The organism is Cupriavidus sp. OTU4054 (genome assembly GCF_038440175.1).
Classification (GTDB): Bacteria; Pseudomonadota; Gammaproteobacteria; order Burkholderiales; family Burkholderiaceae; genus Cupriavidus; species Cupriavidus pauculus_D.
In genome coordinates, this window is record NZ_JASATF010000045.1 from 13348 (window position 1) to 36124 (window position 22777).

23 protein-coding genes, 1 tRNA gene and 1 pseudogene are annotated in these 22777 nt (G+C 66.3%); 11 read left to right on the top strand and 14 right to left on the bottom strand.

What is annotated here, in order from left to right; genetic code table 11:
- The first annotated feature begins 1 nt into the window (after window position 1).
- The 3 genes from AAHB16_RS31065 to AAHB16_RS31075 all read left to right on the top strand — a co-directional run bounded on the left by AAHB16_RS31065 (window position 2) and on the right by AAHB16_RS31075 (window position 2753).
- Entirely contained in the window at window positions 2-1105 is a 1104-nt protein-coding gene (locus AAHB16_RS31065; protein ID WP_150372918.1) for a COX15/CtaA family protein, read from the top strand.
- Window positions 1102-2049, top strand: coding sequence for a heme o synthase (gene cyoE, locus AAHB16_RS31070; protein ID WP_150372917.1), 948 nt, complete (start codon window positions 1102-1104; stop codon window positions 2047-2049). The genes AAHB16_RS31065 and cyoE overlap by 4 nt, the downstream gene beginning before the upstream one ends.
- Window positions 2050-2144: 95 nt before the next feature.
- Window positions 2145-2753, top strand: a complete 609-nt coding sequence (locus AAHB16_RS31075; RefSeq protein ID WP_150372916.1) for an SCO family protein — start codon at window positions 2145-2147, stop codon at window positions 2751-2753.
- A 66-nt stretch (window positions 2754-2819) separates the two neighbouring features.
- Here AAHB16_RS31075 and rpoH read toward each other — a convergent pair whose 3' ends face one another.
- On the bottom strand, window positions 2820-3779 hold the full coding sequence (gene rpoH, locus AAHB16_RS31080; protein ID WP_411859795.1) for an RNA polymerase sigma factor RpoH: 960 nt from the start codon (window positions 3777-3779) through the stop codon (window positions 2820-2822).
- A 362-nt stretch (window positions 3780-4141) separates the two neighbouring features.
- On the opposite strand from rpoH, the gene AAHB16_RS31085 reads away from it, so the two are divergent.
- Window positions 4142-5017: a pirin family protein gene (locus tag AAHB16_RS31085; RefSeq protein ID WP_150372915.1), complete on the top strand. Its 876-nt coding sequence runs from the start codon at window positions 4142-4144 to the stop codon at window positions 5015-5017.
- A 13-nt stretch (window positions 5018-5030) separates the two neighbouring features.
- Here the strand turns inward: AAHB16_RS31085 and ybiB are convergent, their stop codons facing one another.
- The 5 genes from ybiB to AAHB16_RS31110 all read right to left on the bottom strand — a co-directional run bounded on the left by ybiB (window position 5031) and on the right by AAHB16_RS31110 (window position 10149).
- Window positions 5031-6044: a DNA-binding protein YbiB gene (ybiB, locus tag AAHB16_RS31090; protein WP_150372914.1), complete on the bottom strand. Its 1014-nt coding sequence runs from the start codon at window positions 6042-6044 to the stop codon at window positions 5031-5033.
- Window positions 6045-6127: 83 nt separating this feature from the next.
- Entirely contained in the window at window positions 6128-6931 is an 804-nt protein-coding gene (locus AAHB16_RS31095; protein WP_150372913.1) for an ABC transporter ATP-binding protein, read from the bottom strand.
- Window positions 6932-6947: 16 nt separating this feature from the next.
- Entirely contained in the window at window positions 6948-7847 is a 900-nt protein-coding gene (gene ntrB, locus AAHB16_RS31100) for a nitrate ABC transporter permease (protein WP_150372912.1), read from the bottom strand.
- A 49-nt stretch (window positions 7848-7896) separates the two neighbouring features.
- The gene (locus AAHB16_RS31105; RefSeq protein ID WP_342052789.1) at window positions 7897-9204 is read right to left on the bottom strand and encodes a CmpA/NrtA family ABC transporter substrate-binding protein; all 1308 of its coding nucleotides are present in this window, start codon (window positions 9202-9204) and stop codon (window positions 7897-7899) included.
- Window positions 9205-9519: 315 nt separating this feature from the next.
- Window positions 9520-10149, bottom strand: coding sequence for an ANTAR domain-containing response regulator (locus AAHB16_RS31110; protein WP_150372910.1), 630 nt, complete (start codon window positions 10147-10149; stop codon window positions 9520-9522).
- 219 nt (window positions 10150-10368) lie between these two features.
- On the opposite strand from AAHB16_RS31110, the gene AAHB16_RS31115 reads away from it, so the two are divergent.
- Window positions 10369-11070 carry a fumarylacetoacetate hydrolase family protein gene (locus tag AAHB16_RS31115; RefSeq protein WP_150372909.1) on the top strand — a complete coding sequence of 234 codons (702 nt, stop codon included), beginning with the start codon at window positions 10369-10371 and terminating at the stop codon, window positions 11068-11070.
- A 6-nt stretch (window positions 11071-11076) separates the two neighbouring features.
- Complete coding sequence (gene maiA / locus AAHB16_RS31120) at window positions 11077-11721, top strand: maleylacetoacetate isomerase (protein WP_342052793.1); 645 nt, start codon at window positions 11077-11079, stop codon at window positions 11719-11721.
- A gap of 30 nt (window positions 11722-11751) precedes the next feature.
- Here maiA and ftsY read toward each other — a convergent pair whose 3' ends face one another.
- A complete protein-coding gene (ftsY, locus tag AAHB16_RS31125; RefSeq protein ID WP_342052790.1) occupies window positions 11752-13017 on the bottom strand; it encodes a signal recognition particle-docking protein FtsY in 1266 nt (421 codons plus the stop codon).
- Window positions 13018-13078: 61 nt separating this feature from the next.
- Between ftsY and AAHB16_RS31130 the strand changes: the two genes are divergently transcribed.
- The 5 genes from AAHB16_RS31130 to AAHB16_RS31150 all read left to right on the top strand — a co-directional run bounded on the left by AAHB16_RS31130 (window position 13079) and on the right by AAHB16_RS31150 (window position 17715).
- Window positions 13079-14665, top strand: a complete 1587-nt coding sequence (locus AAHB16_RS31130) for a M16 family metallopeptidase (protein WP_150372907.1) — start codon at window positions 13079-13081, stop codon at window positions 14663-14665.
- A 50-nt stretch (window positions 14666-14715) separates the two neighbouring features.
- A complete protein-coding gene (locus tag AAHB16_RS31135) occupies window positions 14716-16071 on the top strand; it encodes a M16 family metallopeptidase (protein ID WP_150372906.1) in 1356 nt (451 codons plus the stop codon).
- A gap of 188 nt (window positions 16072-16259) precedes the next feature.
- Window positions 16260-16814 carry a 16S rRNA (guanine(966)-N(2))-methyltransferase RsmD gene (rsmD, locus tag AAHB16_RS31140; RefSeq protein ID WP_150373894.1) on the top strand — a complete coding sequence of 185 codons (555 nt, stop codon included), beginning with the start codon at window positions 16260-16262 and terminating at the stop codon, window positions 16812-16814.
- An 82-nt stretch (window positions 16815-16896) separates the two neighbouring features.
- Window positions 16897-17382 (top strand): pantetheine-phosphate adenylyltransferase, encoded by a 486-nt coding sequence (gene coaD / locus AAHB16_RS31145; protein WP_150372905.1) that lies wholly within the window; start codon window positions 16897-16899, stop codon window positions 17380-17382.
- 72 nt (window positions 17383-17454) lie between these two features.
- Complete coding sequence (locus AAHB16_RS31150) at window positions 17455-17715, top strand: YfhL family 4Fe-4S dicluster ferredoxin (RefSeq protein WP_109582191.1); 261 nt, start codon at window positions 17455-17457, stop codon at window positions 17713-17715.
- 98 nt (window positions 17716-17813) lie between these two features.
- On the opposite strand, the pseudogene AAHB16_RS31155 reads toward AAHB16_RS31150, so the two are convergent.
- From AAHB16_RS31155 to lolB, 7 genes and pseudogenes are all read right to left on the bottom strand, one after another.
- A pseudogene (locus tag AAHB16_RS31155) lies at window positions 17814-18521 on the bottom strand (SDR family oxidoreductase).
- Between the two features lie 13 nt (window positions 18522-18534).
- On the bottom strand, window positions 18535-19131 hold the full coding sequence (pth, locus tag AAHB16_RS31160) for an aminoacyl-tRNA hydrolase (protein ID WP_150372903.1): 597 nt from the start codon (window positions 19129-19131) through the stop codon (window positions 18535-18537).
- Window positions 19132-19236: 105 nt separating this feature from the next.
- Window positions 19237-19854, bottom strand: a complete 618-nt coding sequence (locus tag AAHB16_RS31165) for a 50S ribosomal protein L25/general stress protein Ctc (protein ID WP_109582188.1) — start codon at window positions 19852-19854, stop codon at window positions 19237-19239.
- Between the two features lie 122 nt (window positions 19855-19976).
- Window positions 19977-20930 (bottom strand): ribose-phosphate pyrophosphokinase, encoded by a 954-nt coding sequence (locus tag AAHB16_RS31170; RefSeq protein ID WP_150372902.1) that lies wholly within the window; start codon window positions 20928-20930, stop codon window positions 19977-19979.
- A 103-nt stretch (window positions 20931-21033) separates the two neighbouring features.
- A tRNA-Gln gene (locus AAHB16_RS31175) sits at window positions 21034-21110 on the bottom strand.
- A gap of 61 nt (window positions 21111-21171) precedes the next feature.
- A complete protein-coding gene (gene ispE / locus AAHB16_RS31180; protein WP_342052791.1) occupies window positions 21172-22062 on the bottom strand; it encodes a 4-(cytidine 5'-diphospho)-2-C-methyl-D-erythritol kinase in 891 nt (296 codons plus the stop codon).
- 11 nt (window positions 22063-22073) lie between these two features.
- Window positions 22074-22685: a lipoprotein insertase outer membrane protein LolB gene (gene lolB, locus AAHB16_RS31185; RefSeq protein WP_150372900.1), complete on the bottom strand. Its 612-nt coding sequence runs from the start codon at window positions 22683-22685 to the stop codon at window positions 22074-22076.
- Between the last annotated feature and the right edge of the window lie 92 nt (window positions 22686-22777).

The following is a 22777-nucleotide window of genomic DNA, read 5'->3' on the forward strand; positions in this document are numbered from 1 at the left end:
CATGCTGCTTCAACTCGCCATCATCGGCATTCTCATCGCGCTGCTGCCGCTCTCGTACGTGCTCGTACGCGGCAGCCGCGACAAGTATCGCAAGCTGGTCTGGATCACGGCGTTCCTGACGCTGGACCTGATCATGTTCGGCAGTTTCACGCGCCTGACGGACTCCGGCCTCGGCTGCCCCGACTGGCCCGGCTGCTACGGCCACTCGAATCCGCACGCGGCCATGGAGCCGATCGCGGCGGCGCAGACCGCGATGCCGAGCGGCCCCGTCACGCACGTCAAGGCGTGGATCGAGATGATCCATCGCTATTTCGCGATGGGGGTCGGCGTGCTGATCATCGCGCTGATGGTGCTCGCCTGGATCAAGCGCAGGGAGCTGCGGCAGTCGCCGTGGTACGCCACGGGCGTGCTGCTGCTCGTCTGCGTGCAGGGGGCGTTCGGCGCGTTCACGGTCACGATGAAGCTGCAGCCGATCATCGTCGTCACGCACCTGATGCTGGCGATGTGCCTGCTCGCGTCGCTGATCTGGCTCGGGTCGCGCAACGAGGCGCCGCACCCTGTGGCGCCCGCGGCGGCCGGACTGCGCTGGCCCGGCGTCATCGCGCTGGGCCTGCTCGTGATCCAGATCTTTCTCGGCGGCTGGGTCAGCACGAACTACGCGGTGCTCGCGTGCACGGACTTTCCGCTGTGCAACGGGCAGCTGATTCCCGAGATGGACTTCCGCCACGGCTTCACGCTCTGGCGCCAGCTCGGCATGACCGCCGACGGCAACTACATTCCGCATAGCGCGCTCGTGGCCATCCACTGGGTGCATCGCGGCTTTGCATTCGTGGTGCTCGGCTACCTCGCCTGGTTCGCGCTGCGCGCGCGCCGGCTCGAGGGACTGGGCCGCCACGCGACATGGCTGCTGGCGGTGCTGGCGCTGCAACTGGCCACCGGTTTGTCGAACATCGTGTTCGACTGGCCGCTGATCGCCGCGGTCGCCCACAACGGCGGAGCAGCCCTGCTCCTGATACTGTTGCTCCGTCTCAACTACAATATCGGCCTCGCGACCCGAACCGCTGGTGCCGCCGCCCAACCATCCGTTGCCGCGCGCGCCACATGAAGGACAAGTTTCCCCCCGTGGTTACAGCTACCCATCCCCATTCTTCCGTGGGCCGGTTACGTCATTTCCGACACCTGGCCCGTCAATACGCCGCGCTGACCAAGCCGCGCGTGACCCAGCTCGCGGTGTTCTGCGCCGTGATCGGCATGTTCCTGGCCACGCCGGGCATGGTGCCCTGGTCCGTCCTGATCGGCGGCGCCGCGGGCATCTGGCTGCTGGCGGGCGCGGCGTTCGCCATCAACTGCCTCGTCGAGCAGAAGATCGACGCGCTGATGCGCCGCACGGCGTGGCGCCCGTCGGCCACCGGCGAGATCACGACGATCCAGACGCTGATCTTCTCCGCGATCCTCGGCGGGGCGGGCATGTGGCTCCTGCACGTGTTCGCCAACGACCTGACGATGTGGCTCACGTTCGCGACGTTCCTGGGCTATGCGGTGGTCTACACGATCCTGCTCAAGCCGGCCACGCCGCAGAACATCGTGATCGGCGGCCTGTCGGGCGCCATGCCGCCCGCGCTGGGCTGGGCCGCCGTGGCGGGCACCGTGCCGGCCGAGGCGTGGTTTCTCGTGCTGATCATCTTCACGTGGACGCCGCCTCATTTCTGGGCGCTGGCGCTGTACCGCCGCGCCGACTATGCCAAGTCGGGCCTGCCGATGCTGCCGATCACGCACGGCGAGCGCTACACGCTGCTCCATATCCTGCTGTACACGCTCACGATGATCGCGGCCACGCTGCTGCCGTTCGTCTACGGTATGTGCGGCTATATCTACCTCGCGGCCGCGCTCGTGCTGGGTCTGATCTTCCTCGGCTACGCCTGGAAGCTGTTCCGCAACTACTCGGACGACCTGGCTCGTCGCATGTTCCGGTTCTCGATTTTGTACCTGTCGCTGCTGTTCGCGGCACTGCTGATCGACCACTACTTCAAGTTCCTGCCGCAGATCTGACGCTGCGTCATGTTGACGCGCCCCCCGCACATTCGGTCGCCGGGGGTGCCGCGATCGGCGATACTGCCGGGGCTGCTTCCGCCAACCATCCGCCAATGCCCACGTCTTTCCGTTCCATCTGCCGTCAGGCGTTCGTCCTGATCTGCTGTGCCTTCCTGCTCGCCGCCTGCGGCAAGCCCAAGCCCACGTTCCGCAATGTCGATATCTCCGGCGCCACCGGCTTCGGCAAGGATTTCGCGCTGACCGACCCGTCGGGCAAGGTGCGCACGCTCGCGGACTTCAAGGGCAAGGCCGTGGTGATGTTCTTCGGCTACACGCACTGCCCCGACGTCTGCCCGACCACGATGGCCGAACTCAAGGCCGTGATGGAACAGATGGGCCCCGAGGCGGACAAGGTGCAGGTGCTGTTCGTCACCGTGGATCCGGAGCGCGATACGGCCGCGCTGCTGGGCCAGTACGTGCCCGCGTTCGATGCGCGCTTCCTGGGCCTGCGCCCCGAGAACGAGGACGCGCTCAAGAAGGTCACGCAGGACTTCAAGGTCTATTACGCGAAGGTGCCGGGCACCTCGCCGAACAACTACACGATGGACCATTCGGCGGGCAGCTACGTGTTCGACCCCAATGGCCAGTTGCGGCTGTTCATTCGCCACGGGCAGGGCCCGGAGCCGATCGCGCACGATCTGAAGGCGCTGCTGGAGCCGTAACAAGCGGGGAGCCAAACAAAAAAGGGCCGGTCTGAGACCGGCCCTTTTTCCTGCCTTCTGGCGATATCAGGCGAAAGCCTGCAGCGCGCCCTTCATCTTCTTCATCGCCGCCGATTCGATCTGGCGGATACGCTCGGCGGACACGCCAAACTCGTCGGCCAGCTCGTGCAGCGTGGAGCCGCCCGAACCGTCGTCGTTGACCTGCAGCCAGCGGGCCTCGATGATGCGGCGGCTACGCGGGTCCAGCTTCGCCAGCGCGTCGTCCAGACCTTCCACCTGCATGCGGTCGTGACGCTGGGCCTCGAGCACGCGGGTCGGCTCGTTGTGGTTGTCGGCCAGGTACGCGATCGGCGCGAAGTCTTCCTCGCCGTCCTCGACCTGTCCTTCCAGCGCCATGTCGCCACCCGACAGGCGGGTTTCCATCTCCATCACTTCCTCGGGCTTCACGTTGAGCTCGCGCGCAACGGCTTCCACCTGTTCGGGCGTGAAGGTATGCGCATCCCGCTTGTGGCTGCGCAGGTTGAAGAACAGCTTGCGCTGGGCCTTGGTGGTCGCCACCTTGACCATGCGCCAGTTCTTGAGCACGTACTCGTGGATCTCGGCCTTGATCCAGTGGATCGCGTACGAGACCAGACGCACGCCCTGATCCGGGTCGAAGCGCTTCACGGCCTTCATCAGGCCGATATTGCCTTCCTGGATCAGGTCGGCGTGGGGCAGGCCGTAGCCCAGGTACTGACGGGCGACGGACACCACCAGACGCAGGTGCGACATCACGAGGCGACGGGCCGCATCGACCGACTCGGTGTCGCGCAGGTCGCGCGCCAGCGATTGCTCTTCCTCGGGGGTGAGCATCGGAATGCGGTGTACCGCCTGGATGTACGCATCCAGATTCCCCAGGGTCCCCGGCAGCGTCAGCGCAAAGCTGGCGTTGGCCTGGGGCGCCGGCAGGCGGCGGCTCGGGGATTGACCTGCAGCTGGGCTCGCTTGACCCAGCGCGATTTGATCAGCAGACAGGACTGCGTTCACTATGACTCCTTTCGCTACCGGCGGTAAATTGCCGGGTGTAGCGTACTCCACATCGGATCGGCTACAGCACTGCAACGGATATTAGCACTCATGCCGGGCGAGTGCTAAGTTGGAGTGTCAATGGGGTCGATAGTTCCGGGCCATTGCAATCTCGGTTCAAATAGTTTTTAACCTTGCTCGCTACCCTGAGCGCAGGCGCCAGCCCTTGCCCCATATGGGTTTGACGGCAGGCTGGCGCTCACAGAAAGATTAGAGGGGCGAGGACCGTTCCAGTTTCGTCGCGAATTCGAGATTCTGTATTGCGGGATTCGCTACACTCAGGGCTGTCCAGACGTATCTTTTCATTCCCCACGGAGTCCCCAATGTCTGTCATCGAACACTTGCTCAAGCCCCATGTGCGGGACCTGGGCGATTTCACCGTGCGCCGGCTCCTGCCTGCGGCGACGGCCCAGACCGTCGGTCCGTTCATCTTTTTCGATCACATGGGACCGGTCTCCATGGAGCCGGGGCGCGGTATCGATGTGCGCCCGCATCCGCATATCGGGCTGGCCACGGTGACGTACCTGTTCGAGGGCGAGATCATGCACCGCGACAGCCTGGGCAGCGAGCAGGTGATCCGCCCCGGCGACGTGAACTGGATGACCGCCGGACGCGGCATCGCGCATTCGGAACGGTCGCCGGACGCAGCGCGGGAAGCCGGGCCGCGGCTCCATGGCATCCAGACCTGGGTGGCCCTGCCGCAGGCGCACGAGGCCGATCCGCCGTCGTTCCACCACCATCCGGGCGCGACGCTGCCCCGCATCGAATTGCCCGGTGTCCGCATGACCGTGATCGCGGGTGACGCGTTTGGCGCCGAGTCCCCGGTGCGCGTCTACAGCCGCACGCTGTATGTGGCGATCGAGATCGACGCGGGCGCGAGCCTCGTGATTCCGGCGGAGCACGTGCAGCGCGGCGTCTATGCGGTGGAGGGCACGATCGCGCTCGATGGAGAGGCGGTGCCGACCGAGCACCTCGTGGTGATCACCCCGGGCGAGCCCGTGACGCTGACGGCCAGCGAGCCGTCGCGCGTGATGCTGCTCGGCGGCGATCCGACCGATGGCCGGCGCTTTATCTTCTGGAATTTCGTCGCAAGCAGCAAGGAGGCCATCGAGGAGGCCTCGCAGCGCTGGCAGGACGACCAGTTCCCCCGCGTGCCCGGCGAGACCGAGCGCATCCCGCTGCCCCCGCGCAAGTCCTGAGGGCGGGCCTGGATCAGACCGGGTCAGCCCACGTCACCCGCGTGCCCTGGTTCAGGCAGGCGCGAATCGCGTCGGCCTGCGCCGCGATGGGCGCGGGCACGGGCTCGGTGCCATCGAGCACGCTGCGGATCCACGCGGCCGTGGCATCGACGTCGGTACCGGCCGGCAGTTCGGGCACGTCGCCGATGGAGCCGCCCACCGGATCGACCAGCGTGCGCTGATGGCCGTCGTGCATCCAGTCGATGCGGCCGCTGCGGCGGGCATCGGCCACCACTTCGCCCTCGGTACCGCGGGCCAGCAGGACATTGGCCGGCTCGTGCGAGAAGTAATCCGTCAGCGTTTCGCGATATTCGGGGTGCGTGTAGCTGTACAGCCGCAGCGCCTCGGCCGGCGTATGCGCGCCCACGGGCTGCAGCATCTTGACGATCGTGTGCGACGAATTGCGCAGGCCGATGATCGCGCGCTTGTCGAGCAGCCGCGTCAGGGCCGGAGACAGCACGTCGATCGGCAGCACAGCCAGCGGTCCGTTGCCGCCGGCCCCGCCGCCCGCCGGCAGTCGCAGGTTGTCCTGCGCATCGCGCGTGGTCTCGCACAGCGGCGTGCCAAGCGCTTCGAACAGCGAGATGCTGGTCACCCGCCCGTGGAAAGCGCGCGTGCCGTGCACGAGCACGGGCACGCCGTCGCGCGCGAGCAGGTGCGCGAGCAGCGGCACGAGGTTCGGCTGCTTGCGCGCGCCGTTGTAGCTGGGAATGACCACCACCGTGCGATCGGGCGGCGCGTCGATCGGCATGCAGTGGCCGTGCGCGGCCTCGAGCATGCCCGCGAGTTCGTGCGGCGCCTCGCCCTTGATCCGGTACGCCATGAGCACGGCGCCCATCTCGATATCGGAGACCTGGCCCGCCAGCATGGCGTCGAACAGCGCCTGCGCGTCTTCGCGGGGCAGCGCGCGCGCGCCGTTGACGCCGCGGCCGATCTCCTTGATGTACTTCGCGGCGGAAAAACTCGTGGCTTGCGTGGCGGACGTCATGATGTGGGGAGAGAATGGCTTATGGGTTTCATGATAGCGGACCCCGCCATCCCTCTCCACCCGACTTGCTCGCGCGGAAGGGCCTATGCGGCCTCCGCGAGCGCCGGATTGCGCTGCTTGCGGTAGAGGAAGTCCAGCACCGCGGTGCGGCATGCGTGATACGCCTTGTCGTCGGCGAGGGCCACGCGGTCGCGCGGGCGCGGCAGATCGACCTTCAGGATCTCGCCGATGGTCGCGGCCGGGCCGTTTGTCATCATCACGATGCGGTCGGCCAGCAGCACGGCCTCATCGACGTCGTGCGTGACCATCACGACCGTGCTGCGCGTCCGCTCGACGATCTTCAGCAGCGCATCCTGCAGATGCGCGCGCGTGAGCGCATCGAGCGCGCCGAACGGCTCGTCCATGAGCAGCACCTTGGGCTGCATCGCGAGCGCGCGCGCAATGCCCACGCGCTGCTTCATGCCGCCCGAGATTTCGTGCGGATACTTGTTCTCCGCGTGCGTGAGGCCCACCAGTGCGAGCGTGTCGTGGGTCCGTGCCTTGACCTGCGCCTTGCTTTCGGTGGCGCCGAATACGCGCTCGACACCGAGGTGCACATTCTCGAAGCACGTCATCCACGGCAGCAGCGAGTGGTTCTGGAACACCACCGCGCGCTCGGGGCCGGGGCCGGCGATCTCGCGGCCCGCGCAGATCAGCGCGCCCGAGGTCGGCGTGGTCAGGCCCGCGATCAGGTTGAGCAGCGTCGATTTGCCGCAGCCCGAGTGGCCGATCAGCGTGATGAATTCCCCTTCGGCGATGGAGAGGTCCACGTCGCGCAGCGCGACGAACGGTCCCTTGCGCGTCTTGAAGGTCTGGCCGACGTTTTCGATGCTGACGAATTTTTCCATGGCGGTCACCGTGCGGTCAGTTGTTGCCGTAGCTGAAGCGGCGGGCCAGCGCGAGCAGCAGGTGCTCGAGGATCAGGCCCACCACGCCGATGATGAAGATCGCGATCACGATGTGCTCGACCTTCAGGTTGTTCCATTCGTCCCACAGCCAGAAGCCGATGCCGGTGCCGCCCGTCAGCATCTCCGCGGCGACGATCACGAGCCACGCGGTGCCGATGGAGAGGCGCACACCCGTCAGCATGTACGGCAGCACGGCCGGAAACAGCACGCGGCGGAACACCTGCCATTCGGAGAGGTCCAGCACGCGCGCGACGTTCAGGTAGTCCTGCGGCACGCGGGTGACGCCCACGGCCGTGTTGATGATCATCGGCCAGATGGAGCAGATGAAGATCGCCCAGATCGCTGCGGGGTTGGCGGCCTTGAACAGCAGCAGGCCGATGGGCAGCCACGCGAGCGGCGAGACCGGACGCAGCAGGCTGATCACGGGCGCCATCATCGCGTTGAGAAACGCAAAGCGGCCGAGGATAAAGCCCGCCGGAATGCCGATGAGCGCCGCGAGGCCGAAGCCGCCCGCCACGCGCGCCAGCGAGGCCAGCACGTTCCAGCCGATGCCCTGGTCGTTCGGCCCGTTGCTGTAGAACGGGTCGGAGAACAGCGGCACCGCGGCATCCCACGTCTTGCCGGGCGTCGGAATCGCCGGGATCAGCGTGGCGATGCCATGCCAGACCAGTACGAACAGCACGAAGCCGAGCACCGGGGGCACGGTCTTCATCACGAGGCCGGACAGCGCTTCGCGCCGTGCGGCACGCGCTTCCTGCGCGGCAATCTCCTGCGCGCGCCGCGCGGCACGCTCCTTGGCGTCGGGGTCGTTATACGGCTCTGCGCGCTCGGGCGCGGTCTGGACAATGGCGTTCACGTCTGGCTCCTGAAGGCGGGGCACGACAAAGAGAAAATCGAACTACAAACTAGGCCTTGATCTTGAAACCGTCGGCGTACGCCTTCGGGTCCTTGGTGGCATCCCACACCACGCCGTCGATCAGCTTGGCGGTGCGGAAGTCCGACTTGGGCAGCGGTACCTGCGCGGCGGTGGCGGCCTGCTTGAACAGGTCGATGCGGTTGACCTGCTTCGCCACCGCGAGGTAGTCGGGGTGGTCCTTGAGCAGGCCCCAGCGCTTCTGCTGCGTGAGGAACCACATGCCGTCGGAGAGGAACGGGAAGTTCGCGGCGCCGTCCTGATAGAACTTCATCGAGTCCGGGTCGTCCCACGTCTTGCCGAGGCCATTCGAGTAGCGACCGAGCATGCGGTCGAGAATGATGTCCATGTCGGTGTTCACATACGACTTGGCGGCGATCGTCTCGGCCGTCTTGCGGCGGTTGGATACCGAGGCATCGATGAACTTCGATGCCTCGAGAATCGCGGCCGTCATCGCGCGCGCGGTGTTCGGGTTCTTCTGCACGAAGTCGGACGTGGTGCCGAGCACCTTCTCCGGATGGTCCTTCCAGATCGCCTGCGTGGTCTCGGCCGTGAAACCGATCTTGTCGGCGATGGCGCGCGCGCCCCACGGCTCACCCACGCAGAAGCCGTCCATATTGCCGACGCGCATGTTCGCGACCATCTGCGGAGGCGGCACGGTGATGGCCTTCGCGTCCTGCATCGGATTGATGCCGTTGGCCGCGAGCCAGTAGTACAGCCACATCGCGTGCGTGCCCGTCGGGAAGGTCTGCGCGAACGTGTAGTCGCGCTTCTCCTTCATCATCAGCGCCTTGAGGCTCGCCCCATCCTTCACGCCTTTCTCGGCGAGCTTCGAGGACAGCGTGATGGCCTGGCCGTTGTGGTTCAGGCTCATCAGCACGGCCATGTCCTTCTTGGGACCGCCGATGCCGAGCTGCACGCCATAGACCAGGCCATACAGCACGTGTGCCCCATCGAGTTCGCCGTTGACGAGCTTGTCGCGCACGGCCGCCCACGAGGCTTCCTTGCTCGGCGTGATCTTGATGCCGTACTTCTTGTCGAGGCCGAGTGTGGAGGCCATGACGACGGACGCGCAGTCGGTCAGCGGAATGAAGCCGATCTTCACCTCGGATTTCTCGGGCGCATCGGAGCCTGCTGCCCATGCCCCGCTGCGCACGAGCGGATCGACGAGCGTCATCACGCTGGCACCGGCGATGGTCGCCAGCGCGCGGCGCCGTCCCTGGCTCGCGGGAACGGTATCGGCGGTGGCGTTGTCCGCGGTGACGCGCAGCGGCTTGGCGATCTTGAGGCGAGAAGGCATTGAGAAAGGCTCCAATAAAAAACGTCCCGAGCCGCCGCCCGCCTTGTTCAGGATCGGGTGCAGTTCAGGACGTCGTTGTCCGGGGGCGCGTGCTCGCCTTTGAGCGCGCGCATCCATCGAGTTGTGTGGGTTGAAACCGGTGCAGCCGCGGCCGTCGTTGGCCGTGACCGCTGTTAACGCAAGTGATGTGCCAGCGTGCGAATGGGCGAATTGCGTGCGAAAGGTGCCTGAAAGGCAGTCTGCGGAGGGCGCGCGGGTGGGCGGGGCAGCGCCACAGTTGTGCATTGCACCAGCGGCGTGCGCCGCCGGTCGGGCTCAGACCATGACGTCGATCACGCGCTGGGCGGCTTCCACGAGCTTGATGCCGCGCTCCATCGCCATGCTGCGGAGGCGCTTGTACGCTTCGTCCTCGCCGATGCCGCGCGCCTGCATCAGCAGGCCCTTGGCGCGCTCGACGATCTTGCGTTCCGCAAGCTTGAGCTTGGTGGCGTCGAGCTCGGCGCGCAGCTGCTGGTCGAGCTCGAAGCGCGCATAGGCCACGTCGAGCACGGTCTTCACACGCTCGGCGCGCAGGCCATCGACGATATAGGCGGTGATGCCGGCGGTCAGCGCGGCCTTGATCCGCGCGGAATCGTCGTTGTCGGTGAACAGCACGATGGGCCGCGGCGCGTGCTGGGTGGAGACGCACACATGCTCGATGGTGTCGCGCGCGGCGGACTCGGACGCGATGATCACGAGGTCCGGCTGCCGCGCGGAAATGACGTCCGGCAGCCGCAGGTCCGCGTCGACGGTATGCACCTCCGTGAAGCCTGCCTGCGCCAGGCCGGCGCGGATGGTCTCGACGTTGAGCGGATCTTCGTCGTGGGGGTCCCGCACCAGAAGGATGCGCAGCGGGCGGGCGGCCGGCTGGACAGGAGCAGAAGGGGGCGGGTGGCGGCGGGTCATGGAGTCGCTTCGGTTGCACTGCATCATGCAAGATTCGCGCCGACTTAGGAAGTGGAAAACACGATAGACATGTTTCGGCGCGGCACCGGGTGTATGCTCTTGCACTGCCGCGCGGGCTCGTGCATGTCGCGCGACCCGAGGTAGTTCGCTTATCCGCATTGCAGCCCCGCATTGCAGCCCGCATTGCAACCCAAAAGACCAGAGTCTGGAGATAGTTGGATGACCGAGTTCGTATTCGCCCCGCAAGCCCCCGTTGGCGTTCCCGTGCGAGGCAGCAGCGCAAGCTTTCCCGTGCGTCGTGTGTACTGCGTGGGCCGCAACTATGCGGCGCATGCGCGCGAGATGGGTTCGGACCCCGATCGCGAGCCGCCGTTCTTCTTCTGCAAGCCGTCCGACGCGGTGAGCTATGTGGCGGACAACAGCGAAGGCACGTTCCCGTATCCGCCGGGCTCCAGCAATGTCCATTACGAGATCGAACTCGTGGTGGCCATCGGCAAGGGCGGCAAGGACATTCCGGTCGAGCAGGCCGCGAGCCACGTGTTCGGTTATGCGGTGGGCCTCGACATGACCCGCCGCGACCTGCAGAACGAGTCGAAGAAGACGGGCCGACCCTGGGAAACGGGCAAGGCGTTCGACAAGTCGGCGCCGATCGGCCCGATCGTTCCGGTCTCGGCGATCGGCCATCCGGAAAAGGGTGCGGTCACGCTTGCGGTGAACGGCGTCGAGAAGCAGCGTGGCGATCTGTCGGACCTGATCTGGTCCGTGCCGGAAATGGTGTCGTACCTGTCGAAGCTGTTCGAGCTGCAGCCGGGCGACCTGATCTATAGCGGCACGCCGGAAGGTGTGGGCCCGATCGTCAAGGGCGACGTCATGACCTGCCACGTCGAAGGCGTGGGCGACCTGACGGTCAAGGTCGCCTGACGCATGATGAAGCTGTACAGCTACTTTCGCAGTTCAGCTTCGTTCCGGGTACGGATCGCGCTCGCGTTGAAGGGCCTGCCCTACGACTACGCGCCGATCCACCTGCTCAGGGAAGGCGGCCAGCAGCTGAAGGCCGACTACCGCGCGATCAATGCCGATGCCGTGGTGCCGACGCTGATGGTGGATCAGCAGCCGCTGATCCAGTCGATGGCGATCATCGAGTACCTCGACGAAACGCACCCGCATCCGCCGCTGCTGCCGGGCAATCCGCTCGAGCGCGCGATCGTGCGGGGCCTCGCGCAGGAGATCGCGTGCGAGATCCACCCGCTCAACAACCTGCGGGTGCTCAAGTACCTCAAGAACGAACTGGGCGTCGGCGACGAGGCGAGGGATACCTGGTATCGCCACTGGGTGGAGCAGGGCTTTGCCGCGCTCGAGGTCAATCTCGAACGCGTCGGCCATGTGGGGAAGTTCGCGTATGGCGATACGCCGACGCTGATCGACCTGTGCCTGGTGCCGCAGGTGTTCAACGCGAATCGGCTGAAGGTGGACATGAGCCGCTATCCGCTGATCTCGCGGATCAACGAGGCGTGCCTCGAACTCGAGGCGTTTCGCAACGCCGCGCCCGGCGCGCAGCCGGACAGCGAGTAAAAAAATCCCCGGGTTCTCCGGGGATTTTTTTTAACCTAGCAAAGCGTCCGCGAATTCGTCGGCCCTGAACGGCTGCAGGTCCTCGACCTTTTCCCCGACACCGATGAAATAGACCGGCACCGGACGCTGGCGCGCGATGGCGGCGAGGATGCCGCCCTTGGCGGTCCCGTCGAGCTTGGTCACGATGAGGCCGGTCAGGCCGAGCGCGTCGTCGAACGCGCGCGTCTGCGCGAGCGCGTTCTGCCCCGTGTTGGCGTCGATCACGAGCAGCACCTCGTGCGGGGCCGAGGGCATCGCCTTGCCGATCACGCGCTTGACCTTCTTGAGCTCTTCCATCAGGTGCAGCTGCGTCGGCAGCCGGCCCGCGGTATCGGCCATGACGATATCGATGCCGCGCGCGCGGGCCGCGTTCACCGCGTCGAAGATCACGGCGGCCGGGTCGCCGCTTTCCTGCGCCACCACCATCACGTTGTTGCGCTCGCCCCAGATCGTCAGCTGCTCGCGCGCGGCGGCGCGGAACGTATCGCCGGCGGCCAGCAGCACGGACTGTCCGTAGTTCTGGAAGTGCTTGCAGAGCTTGCCGATGCTCGTGGTCTTGCCGGCGCCGTTCACGCCCGCGATCATCATCACGAGCGGCTGCTCGCGGCCGAGCGCCATCGATTTCTCGAGCGGACGCAGCAGGTCGATCAACAGCGCGCGCAGCGCGGCCTTGACGCCCTCGGCCGTTTCGATGCGCTCGCTCTTCACGCGGCGGCGCAGCTCGCCCAGCAGGTATTCGGTGGCCTCGACCCCCGCATCGGCCATCAGCAGCGCGGTTTCCAGTTCCTCGAACAGTGCCTCGTCGACCTTCACGCCGACGAACAGCGTGCCGATATTGCGGCTGGTCTTGGAGAGGCCCGCGCGCAGCCGCGTCATCCAGCCGCGCTTGGCTTCGGCGGTGGGGGCCGGGGGCGGCGTGAGTTCGAGTTCCTCCACGGCGGCGGGAGCCACCATGGCGACCGGCGCCGGGGGAGGGGGCGGCACCTGGGCCGGGACGGGGACCGGAACCGGCACTGGCACTGGCACCGGCGCAGGCGCAGGCACCGGGGCGGGCGTCGGGATCGGGGTCGGTGTCGGAACAGGCACGGGCACCGGAGCCGGGATCGGCGCGGGCGCGGGCGCAGGCGTGGGGGGGACGGCCGGCGCGGGCGTCGGCGCGGGTGCGAGGGTGGGGGGCGGGGCGACGGGGGCTGCGACCGGCGGCTCGGCGGGCGCAGGAGCCGGTTCGGCCTTGCGCTTCTTCCAGAAACTAAACATTGGGAAAGGGGTCACAATACCCGGTAGAATCAATCGCCAAAATTTTAGCAGACGGGGTCGCATGAACCATTGCGCTGTCTTTTCCGCCGAGCCTTCCGCCGCCGAGTCTTCCGCCGAGGTCCCTTCTGTCGGCCGCCCTTCCATCGGCCGCACCGGCAACAACGCCGACACCCTGCGCCGAAAGCTTTCGCGGCGCGTCGTTCCGACCCTGATCGCCCTGGCCTTTGCCAGTCCGGCGTTCGTCCAGGCGGCGGAACCCTTGCAGGCGGTCAACGCGCCCGCGCCGCAGGCACCGCCCTCGGGCGCCCGCACCGCGGCCGCGATCGGCCAGTCCTCGGAGGCGGGCACCTCCGAATTCACGCTGTCCAACGGCATGCGCGTGATCGTCAAGGAAGACCATCGCGCGCCGACCGTCGTCCACCAGATCTGGTATCGCACGGGCGGCATGGACGAGCTCAGCGGCACCACGGGCGTGGCCCACATGCTCGAGCACATGATGTTCAAGGGCACGCCCAAGGTACCCATCGGCGAGTTCTCGCGCCAGATCGCGCTGCTCGGCGGCCGCGAGAACGCGATGACCAACCGCGACTTCACGCTCTATTACCAGCAGATCGGCAAGCAGTACCTGCCGAAGATGATGGAGCTCGAGGCCGACCGCATGACGAACGTCATCTTCAAGAAGGATGAGTTCGAGCGCGAGATGAAGGTGGTCATGGAAGAGCGCCGCCTGCGTACCGACGACTCGCCGCGCGGCAAGGTTTACGAGCAATTGCTCGCCACCGTGTACACGGCCATGCCGTATCGCCACCCCGTCATCGGCTGGATGGACGACCTCGTGAACATGCGCGTGGAGGACGTGCAGGCCTGGTACCGCGAATGGTACGTGCCGAACAACGCGCTGCTCGTGGTGGCCGGCGACGTGAAGACCGACGAGGTGCGCAAGCTCGCGGAGCGCTACTACGGCAAGATCAAGCCGCGCGCGCTGCCGCTGCGCAAGACGCAGCTGGAGGCGGCGCAGCAGGGTATCAAGCGCATCTGGGTCAAGGCGCCCGCGCAGAACCCGTACATCGTCCTCGCCTACAAGGTGCCGCGCCTGCATGACGTGGAGAAGGACGTCGATCCGTACGCGCTCGAGGTGCTCTCCGCCGTGCTCGATGGTTACGACAACGCGCGGCTCAACCGCGAGCTCGTGCGCGAGAAACGGCTGGCCGACGATGTGAACGTCGGCTACGACAGCATCAACCGCGGCGAATCGATCTTCGTGCTCGACGGCATTCCGGCCGACGGCCATACGACCGAGGAAATCGAGAAGGCGTTGCGCGAAGAGGTCCAGCGCATCGCGCGCGATGGCGTGTCGGAGGAAGAACTCAAGCGCGTGAAGGCGCAGGTCATCGCGGGGCAGATCTACAAGCGCGACTCGGTCTTCGGCCAGGGCATGGAGATCGGCGTGGCCGAGATCGCGGGCATTCCGTGGCAGCAGATCGACCGCATGCTGGACAAGATCAAGGCCGTCACGCCGGCACAGGTGCAGGCCGTGGCCGCGAAATACTTCAGCGACGACAACCTTACCGTGGCGACGCTGCTGCCGCAGCCGATCGACCCCAACAAGCCGAAGCCTTCGCCGGCGGCAGAAGGCCTGCGCCACTGAGCGCGGCAATAGCCTCCCTTTTTTACGGAACGGGTCTTTAAGGAACTGTGATGTCCCGATATTCGCGTCAACTTGCCCGCGCGGCGCTCGGTGTAGCAATGATGGCGGCCGCGTCGTTTGCGCACGCCGCGATTCCCATCGAGAACTGGACCGCGTCGACGGGGGCGAAGGTGTTCTTCGTGCCGAGTCCGTCGATTCCGATGCTCGACGTCAATGTCGATTTCGATGCGGGCAGCCGTTACGATCCACCCGGCAAGGCGGGCCTGGCCACGCTGACCGCGGCGCTGCTCGACAAGGGCGCGGGCGCGCAGGACGGCCAGCCGGCCCGCAACGAAGCGCAGATCGCGGACGCGTTTGCCGATACGGGCGCCGACTTCGGCGGCTCCGCGGGCGGCGACCGCAGCGGCGTGGGGCTGCGCACGCTGACGGCCGAGCCCGAGCGCGACCAGTCGATCAAGCTGGCGAGCCAGCTGATCAAGGCCCCGACGTACCCCGATGCGGTGATCACGCGCGAGAAGGCGCGGCTGGTCGCGGCGATCCGCGAGGCGGACACGCGGCCCGGCACGATCGCCGACAAGACGCTGTCGAAGACGATCTACGTGAACCATCCGTACGGCGTGACGGCCACGCCCGCGTCGGTGGAGTCCATCACGCGCGACGATATCGTGAAGTTCTGGCGCGACAACTACAGCGCCAGCCGCGCCGTGGTCACGCTGATCGGCGCGATCGACCGCAAGCAGGCGGAGGCGATCGCCGAGGATCTCACGCGCGGGTTGCCCGCCGGCGTCGCCGCGCCGAAGCTGCCCGACGTGCAGATGAAGATCGCGGCCAGCGAGCAGCGTATTCCGCATCCGGCTCAACAGGCGAGCGTGGCCATCGGCGCGCCGTCGATCGCGCGCGGCGATCCCGACTACTTCGCGCTGCTCGTCGGCAACTACGTGCTCGGCGGCGGCGGCTTCAGCTCGCGGCTGACCGACGAGGTGCGGGAAAAGCGCGGCCTGACCTATGGCGTGGACAGCTACTTCGCGCCGGCCAAGCAGCCGGGCCCGTTCGGCATCACGCTGCAGACCAAGAAGGAGAACACCAACGAGGCGCTCGCGCTCGTGCGCCAGGTGGTGGCGAAGTTCGTGGCCGAGGGCCCGACCGATGCCGAACTGCGCGCGGCCAAGGACAACCTCGTCAACGGCTTCCCGCTGCGCATCGACAGCAACCGCAAGCTGCTGACCAACGTGGCCAATATCGGCTGGTACGGTCTGCCGCTCGATTACCTCGATACGTGGACCGCGCAGATCGCCAAGGTCACGCGCGACCAGGTGCGCACGGCATTCCAGCGCCATGTGCATCCCGAAGGGCTTGCCACCGTGGTCGTGGGTGGTCCGGAAGGGAATCCGTCGGCGGGCAAGTAAAAGGATTGGCCGACAGGCTCTACAATCCTGTCATGACTTCGCGTAACGCATCCCAGACCCGGGGTGGTGCGGATGGCGCATCCGGCGCTTCCACCACCTCCGAACCTCCCTCCCGCCCGCCTGTCGCGAAAGCGCCGCGCGGGCGCACCGCCTCACCCCGTCCCCGCCAGACGCCAGCCCAGGTCCGCATCATCGGCGGCCGCTGGAAGCGTTCGCTGCTGCCCGTGCTCGAGGCCGAAGGGCTGCGGCCCACGCCCGATCGCGTCCGCGAGACGCTGTTCAACTGGCTGGGTCAGGATCTGACCGGCTGGCATTGCCTGGACCTGTTCGCGGGCTCCGGCGCGCTCGGCTTCGAGGCCGCCTCGCGCGGCGCGGCCGCGGTCACGCTCGTGGAAACCAATCCGCGCGTGGCGCGCCAGTTGCGCGACAACCAGTACCGCTTCGACGCGGCGGGCGTGAAAGTGGTGCAGGGCGACGCGTTCGCGGTGGCCGCGCAGATGCCGGCCGCCAGCTTCGACGTGATCTTCCTGGATCCGCCGTTCGCCGAAGACTGGCTCGGGCCCGCGCTCGAGCATGCGGCCCGGCTCACGCGGCCCGGCGGCGCCGTCTATGTGGAGACCGATCGCGCGCTGATCGGCCCCGACGCGCCGGTTCCCGCGGCGCTGGAGATCGTGCGTCAGGCGCGCGCGGGCGCGGTCCATTTCCATCTGCTGCAACATCGCCAGCCCGGACAGACCGCGTAGACCGGGGACCTTGTCATCAAGGATTTTGGCGTTACACTACGCCGCTGTTGTTTCTTTAGAGCGGTCTCCCCAAGGAGGAAGTATGGTCATCGCGGTTTACCCCGGTACGTTCGATCCCATGACCCGGGGGCACGAGGATCTGGTCCGCCGTGCGTCGAACATCTTCGACGAGCTCGTGGTCGGTGTCGCGCACAGCCCCAACAAGCGTCCGTTCTTCTCGCTCGAGGAACGGATCGGCATCGCGCGCGAGGTACTGAACCATTACCCGAACGTTCGCGTCGAGGGCTTCTCCGGCCTGCTCAAGGACTTCGTTCGCAAGAACAATGCGCGCGTGATCGTGCGCGGCCTGCGCGCGGTGTCCGACTTCGAATACGAGTTCCAGATGGCCGGCATGAACCGCTATCTGCTGCCCGACGTCGAGACGATGTTCCTGACGCCGTCCGATCAGTACCAGTTCATCTCCGGCACGTTCGTGCGCGAGATCGCCGTGCTGGGCGGCGACGTGAGCAAGTTCGTGTTCCCGTCCGTCGAGCGGTGGCTCAAGGAGAAAATCGGCAAGGCCGAATAGGAATAGAATGGAGCCTGCGATTCGTGAGGAAGCGGCCAGTCGGGCGCGCGCGGATTGCCGGAAGGAAACACCATGGCGCTACTGATCACCGACGACTGCATCAATTGCGACGTTTGTGAACCCGAGTGCCCGAACGAAGCGATTTCGATGGGGCCGGAGATCTACCAGATCGACCCCAACAAATGCACCGAATGCGTGGGGCATTTCGACGAGCCGCAATGCCAGCAGGTTTGCCCCGTCGCATGCATCCCGAAGGACCCGAACCGGGTCGAGACGCACGAGGTGCTGATGCAACGCTACCGGCTGCTGACGGCAGCCAAGCATGTGGCCTGAAGGCCTTCGATTCGGCACCGGATATAACGATATCCCCGTCCCAAAGCAAAAACCCCGCGCGGCGCATGCCGAGCGGGGTTTTTTTCTTCAGGCGGCGCTCAGACCGAACGCGTCAGCCCGCCATCCACGCGCAGGTTCTGGCCGGTGATATAGGCCGCGCCATCGGACGCGAGGAACGCGATCGTCGCGGCAATCTCCTCGCTGGTGCCGTAACGCTTGAGCGGCACGCTGTCGCGACGCTGCTCGGTGGCCGGCAGGCTGTCGATCCAGCCCGGCAGCACGTTGTTCATGCGGATGTTGTCCTTCGCGTGCGTGTCCACGAAGATCTTCGTGAAGGCCGCCAGGCCCGCGCGGAACACGGCCGAGGTCGGGAACATCTCGCTCGGCTCGAACGCCCAGGCCGAGGAGATATTGATGATCGTGCCACCCTGCTGACGCTGCATCACGGGCGTCACCAGCCGCGTGGGGCGAATGACGTTGAGCAGGTAGGTGTCCATGCCGCGATGTCAGTCCTCGTCCGAGATATCGAGGATGGGGCCGCGCGGACCGTGGCCGGCGCTGTTGACCAGCGTATCGATGCGGCCCCAGCGCGCGAGTACCGCGTCGACGAGGCGCTGCAGATCGTCGCTGGACTGGTTCGAGCCCGTGATGCCGAGTCCGCCGAGCTCCGCGGCGAGCGCCTCGCCTTTGCCCGACGACGACAGGATGCCGACGTGATAACCGTCCGCGGCAAGCCGTCGCGCGGCCGCCGCGCCCATGCCGCTGCCCGCGGCCGTCACGATCGCTACCTTCTGTGTTGCCGTCATGCGAATTCCCCCGTTAGCGGTTGGTATGGAGCGCCATCATCGCGCGTTCGGACTCGCCGCGCGCGAGCAGGCCGAGCGGGTCCATGGCGCGATCGATCGCTTCGTCGATCGCCTGCTGTTCTTCCTTGCGCGGCGGCTTGAGCACGAAGTTGACGACGTCCTCGCGGCCGCCCGCGGCACCGCCGGGCAGATTGCGCGGATGGCCCACGCCGAGGCGCAGGCGCCAGTAGTCCTGCGTGGTCAGATGCGCGGCGATGTCCTTCAGGCCGTTGTGGCCGCCGGAGCCGCCGCCGCGCTTGAGCTTGACCGAGCCGGGCGGCAGGTCCATCTCGTCGTGCGCGACCAGGATCTCGTCAGGCAGGATCTTGTAGAAGCGCGCGAGCGAGACGACCGAGAGTCCCGAGCGGTTCATGAACGTCGAGGGCTTGAGCAGCCAGATATCCTGGTCCCACAGCCGCGCGCGGCCGGCCAGGCCATGGAAGCGGCCTTCCACGCGCAGCGTGGTGCCGCCCATGCGGGCGAGCTGATCGACGAGCCAGAAGCCCGCGTTATGGCGCGTGGCTTCGTATTCGGCCCCGGGGTTCCCGAGGCCCACGATGAGCTTGATCATGCGAAATGTCGGTGGGTGTGTCGTGCGGCCTCAAAGCATACGTGAAACCGGGCACGAAAAAAAACCGCCGGCAAGCCGGCGGTTTTTCTGGTGCAAAGCGGGAGCTCAGGCAGCCGGCGTTTCGCCTGCGGCAGCATCGCCCTCGGCCGCTTCCGACACGCCGCCAGCCGGCAGCGAGATCGTGGCGACAGCCGGGTTTTCGTCGCCGTGGGTGATCACGGTCACGCCCTTCGGCAGCTTGATGTCCGACAGGTGAACGGTCTGGTTCAGTTCCACGTTGGCCAGGTCCACTTCGATGAACTCGGGCAGGTCGGCCGGCAGGCACGACACTTCCAGGTCGTTCAGGATGTGGTTGATGATGCCGTGGCCCAGCTTCACGCCAGGAGCGGTTTCCTGGTTCATGAAGTGCAGGGGCACCTTCACGTGGATCTTGTCGGTTGCCGACACGCGCTGGAAATCGACGTGCAGCACCAGCGGCTTGAACGGGTGCAGCTGGAATGCGCGCAGCAGGGCCTTCTCGGACTTGCCTGCCACTTCCAGGTCCAGGATCGACGAGTGGAACGCTTCCTTCTTCAGGGCGTGCCAAAGCGCGTTGTGATCCAGTTCGACCATCTTCGGTTCGGCGGCGCCGCCGTAGATGATGCCGGGGGTCTTGCCGGCGTTGCGCAGGCGGCGGCTCGCACCCGTTCCCTGTACGCTACGCTCGAAAGCGATAACTTTCATTGTCTAACTCCAAATGTTCCAGATGTGAATAAGGCTGTCCGCGACCAGACAGCCTTGGGAAGCACATTGGGGACCGAAATCCGGTCCCCAATGCATAAAAACCAGTAAAGCCCGCGATCTTATCAGGAATCCGCGAAGAGCGACATGATCGAGTCGCCCTTGATGATGCGGGTGAACGTCTCGGCCAGCAGCGGTGCCGTGGACACCTGACGGATCTTGCCCGAGCTGAGCGCCTCGTCGCTGAGGGGGATCGTGTCGCAGACCACCACTTCGTCGAGTTCGGACGCCGCGATACGGGCGGCCGCGCCACCCGACAGCACCGGGTGCGTACAGTAGGCGAACACCTTCTGCGCGCCACGTTCCTTCAGCACCTGGGCCGCCTTGCAGAGCGTGCCGCCGGTGTCGATCATGTCGTCCATGATCACGCAGTTGCGGCCATCGACTTCACCGATGATGTTCATCACCTCGGCCACGTTGGCCTTGGGACGACGCTTGTCGATGATCGCGAGATCGCAGTTCAGTTGCTTGGCCAGTGCACGCGCGCGGACCACGCCGCCGACGTCCGGCGAGACCACGAGCAGATCGCCGTAGTTCTTCTCGCGCAGGTCGCCCAGCAGCACCGGCGATGCATAGATGTTGTCAACGGGGATGTCGAAGAAGCCCTGGATCTGGTCCGCGTGCAGGTCCATCGTCAGCACGCGTTCGACACCGGCAACCTCGAGCATGTTGGCCACGACCTTGGCCGAGATGGCGACACGCGCGGAACGCGGACGGCGATCCTGGCGCGCATAGCCGAAGTAGGGCATCGCGGCGGTGATGCTGCGTGCCGACGCGCGCTTCAGCGCATCGACCATCACCATCAGTTCCATCAGGTTGTCGTTGGTCGGCGCGCAGGTGGACTGCAGCACGATGACGTGCTTGCCGCGAACGTTTTCCTGGATTTCGACCTGGACTTCACCGTCGGAGAAACGGCCCACAAGCGCCTTCCCGAGCGGAATGCCGAGGTGCTGTACGACAGCCTCCGCGAGTTTGGGGTTGGCATTGCCGGTAAATACCATCAAGCCTTCGCTGCTCATTCGGGGCACCTGTCTTGCTGCTGGGGGAGTTGTTGCTGGCGGCCGCCGGGGGCGGCGGCTACGTCAGCTGACTTGCGGTCCATGGGGACACTATAGGAAGTAATGGCAGGGGAAGAAGGATTCGAACCTTCGAATGCCGGAATCAAAATCCGGTGCCTTGACCAACTTGGCGACTCCCCTACACAACCTTTCATCACCTGTCGTCACGCTCTACTACCACGTCACGCCAGACGAAAACTTGCTATGCGAAAGCTGCGAGCGGATGTTGCGACAAACTCTTCGCACATCTGCCATCCCATTCGGACGGCAACCGATCCAGCACCTGCTGCGCTGTCTGCTCATCGTCGAAACGGGCAAACACGCAGGCTCCGGATCCGGTCATCCTCGCATGCGGACTGTATTGTCTCAGCCATGCAAGGGCTCGGGCAACCTCGCCGAACTTCGCTGTCGCCACCGCTTCCAGATCGTTGCGACCGAAAGCAAACTTGTTTGTGTGAGCAGCGAAGTCCGCAATTATGGAGATAGGAGAATTCCTTGTCAAGCGCTGATCCGAAAAAATTGCAGCGGTCGGGACATGCTCGCGAGGGTGAATCACGACGAACCAGCTCTCGGGCAAATCGACCGCGGTCAGCGCCTCGCCGATGCCTTCCGCAAACGCGTTCCGGCCGAATACGAACACCGGCACATCGGCACCGAGCGCGAGGCCGATCTCCATCAGGCGCTCGCGCGTCAGGCCCAGTCCCCACAGATGATTCAGCGCGAGCAGCGTGGTGGCCGCATCGGACGAACCGCCCCCGATGCCGCCCCCCATCGGCAGGTGCTTGTCGACAGCGATATCGACGCCGAACGGGGTCCCCGTTGCGGCCTGCAACGCGCGCGCCGCGCGCACCACGAGGTCCGTGTCGGCGGGCACGCCCGCGATCTCGCTTGTGCGCGCGACGAGGCCATCCTCGCGCCGGTGGAAATGCAGCGTGTCGTTCCAGTCGATCAGCTGAAAGACCGTTTGCAGCAGGTGATAGCCATCGGCGCGGCGGCCCGTCACGTGCAGGAACAGATTGAGCTTGGCCGGCGCCGCGCAGTCGCGCAGGTCCGGCGGCGGCAGCGTTGCGGAAGAGGTGTGAGTCGCGGTCATGCGGGAATGAATTATTGTGCGGCCGGATCGATGACGAGGCGCACGGTCAGCGGCGATTCGCCGGTGTCGCGCGCGAGGTCGATGCGGCGCGGCCGCGCGGTGGTCACGGCGGTGCCCTCGGGCGGCTCCTGCCAATCGACGTAGCGCACGGTCCAGCCGTTCTGCGTCAGCGTATCGAGGCGGCCCTTGGTGTCGCGCGTGGCATTCGCGGGCGCGCCCGCGGCGGGGCGGCCGTGGATCCAGTCGCGCAGGCCCGACACGGGCAGCGCGAAGCCGAGCGATTGCTCCATCAGGCTATCGACCTCGGGCGCGTTGCGCGGCGCCTCGTTGGGCAGGTCCAGCGTCGCGCCCGACGGCGTCGATGTGATCACGGCCAGCGTCTGGCCGAGCGGCGAGACGAGATCGAGCCGCACGTTGCGGCCCTGTTCCTGCCACCGGAAGCTGCCCTGCACGCCTTCGTTGCGGCCATAGCGCACGTAGTTCGCGGCAAAGCGCCCGGAATAGTTTTCCGTGCGGGCCGTCTCGCCGGCATCGAAGGTGCGGGTCGGAGTCACGCTCGCGCAGGCGGCGAGCCAGAGCGGGGCGGCCACGCAGAGCAGGGCCAGGCGTCGGGAACGGAGCATCTCGGATGATAAGGGGTCGGTAGCGCCAGCGTGCGCGCCGGAATGACTGCGGCACGGCCCGGCCCCGGGGGGCCCGGGGGGGCGCCCGGGGG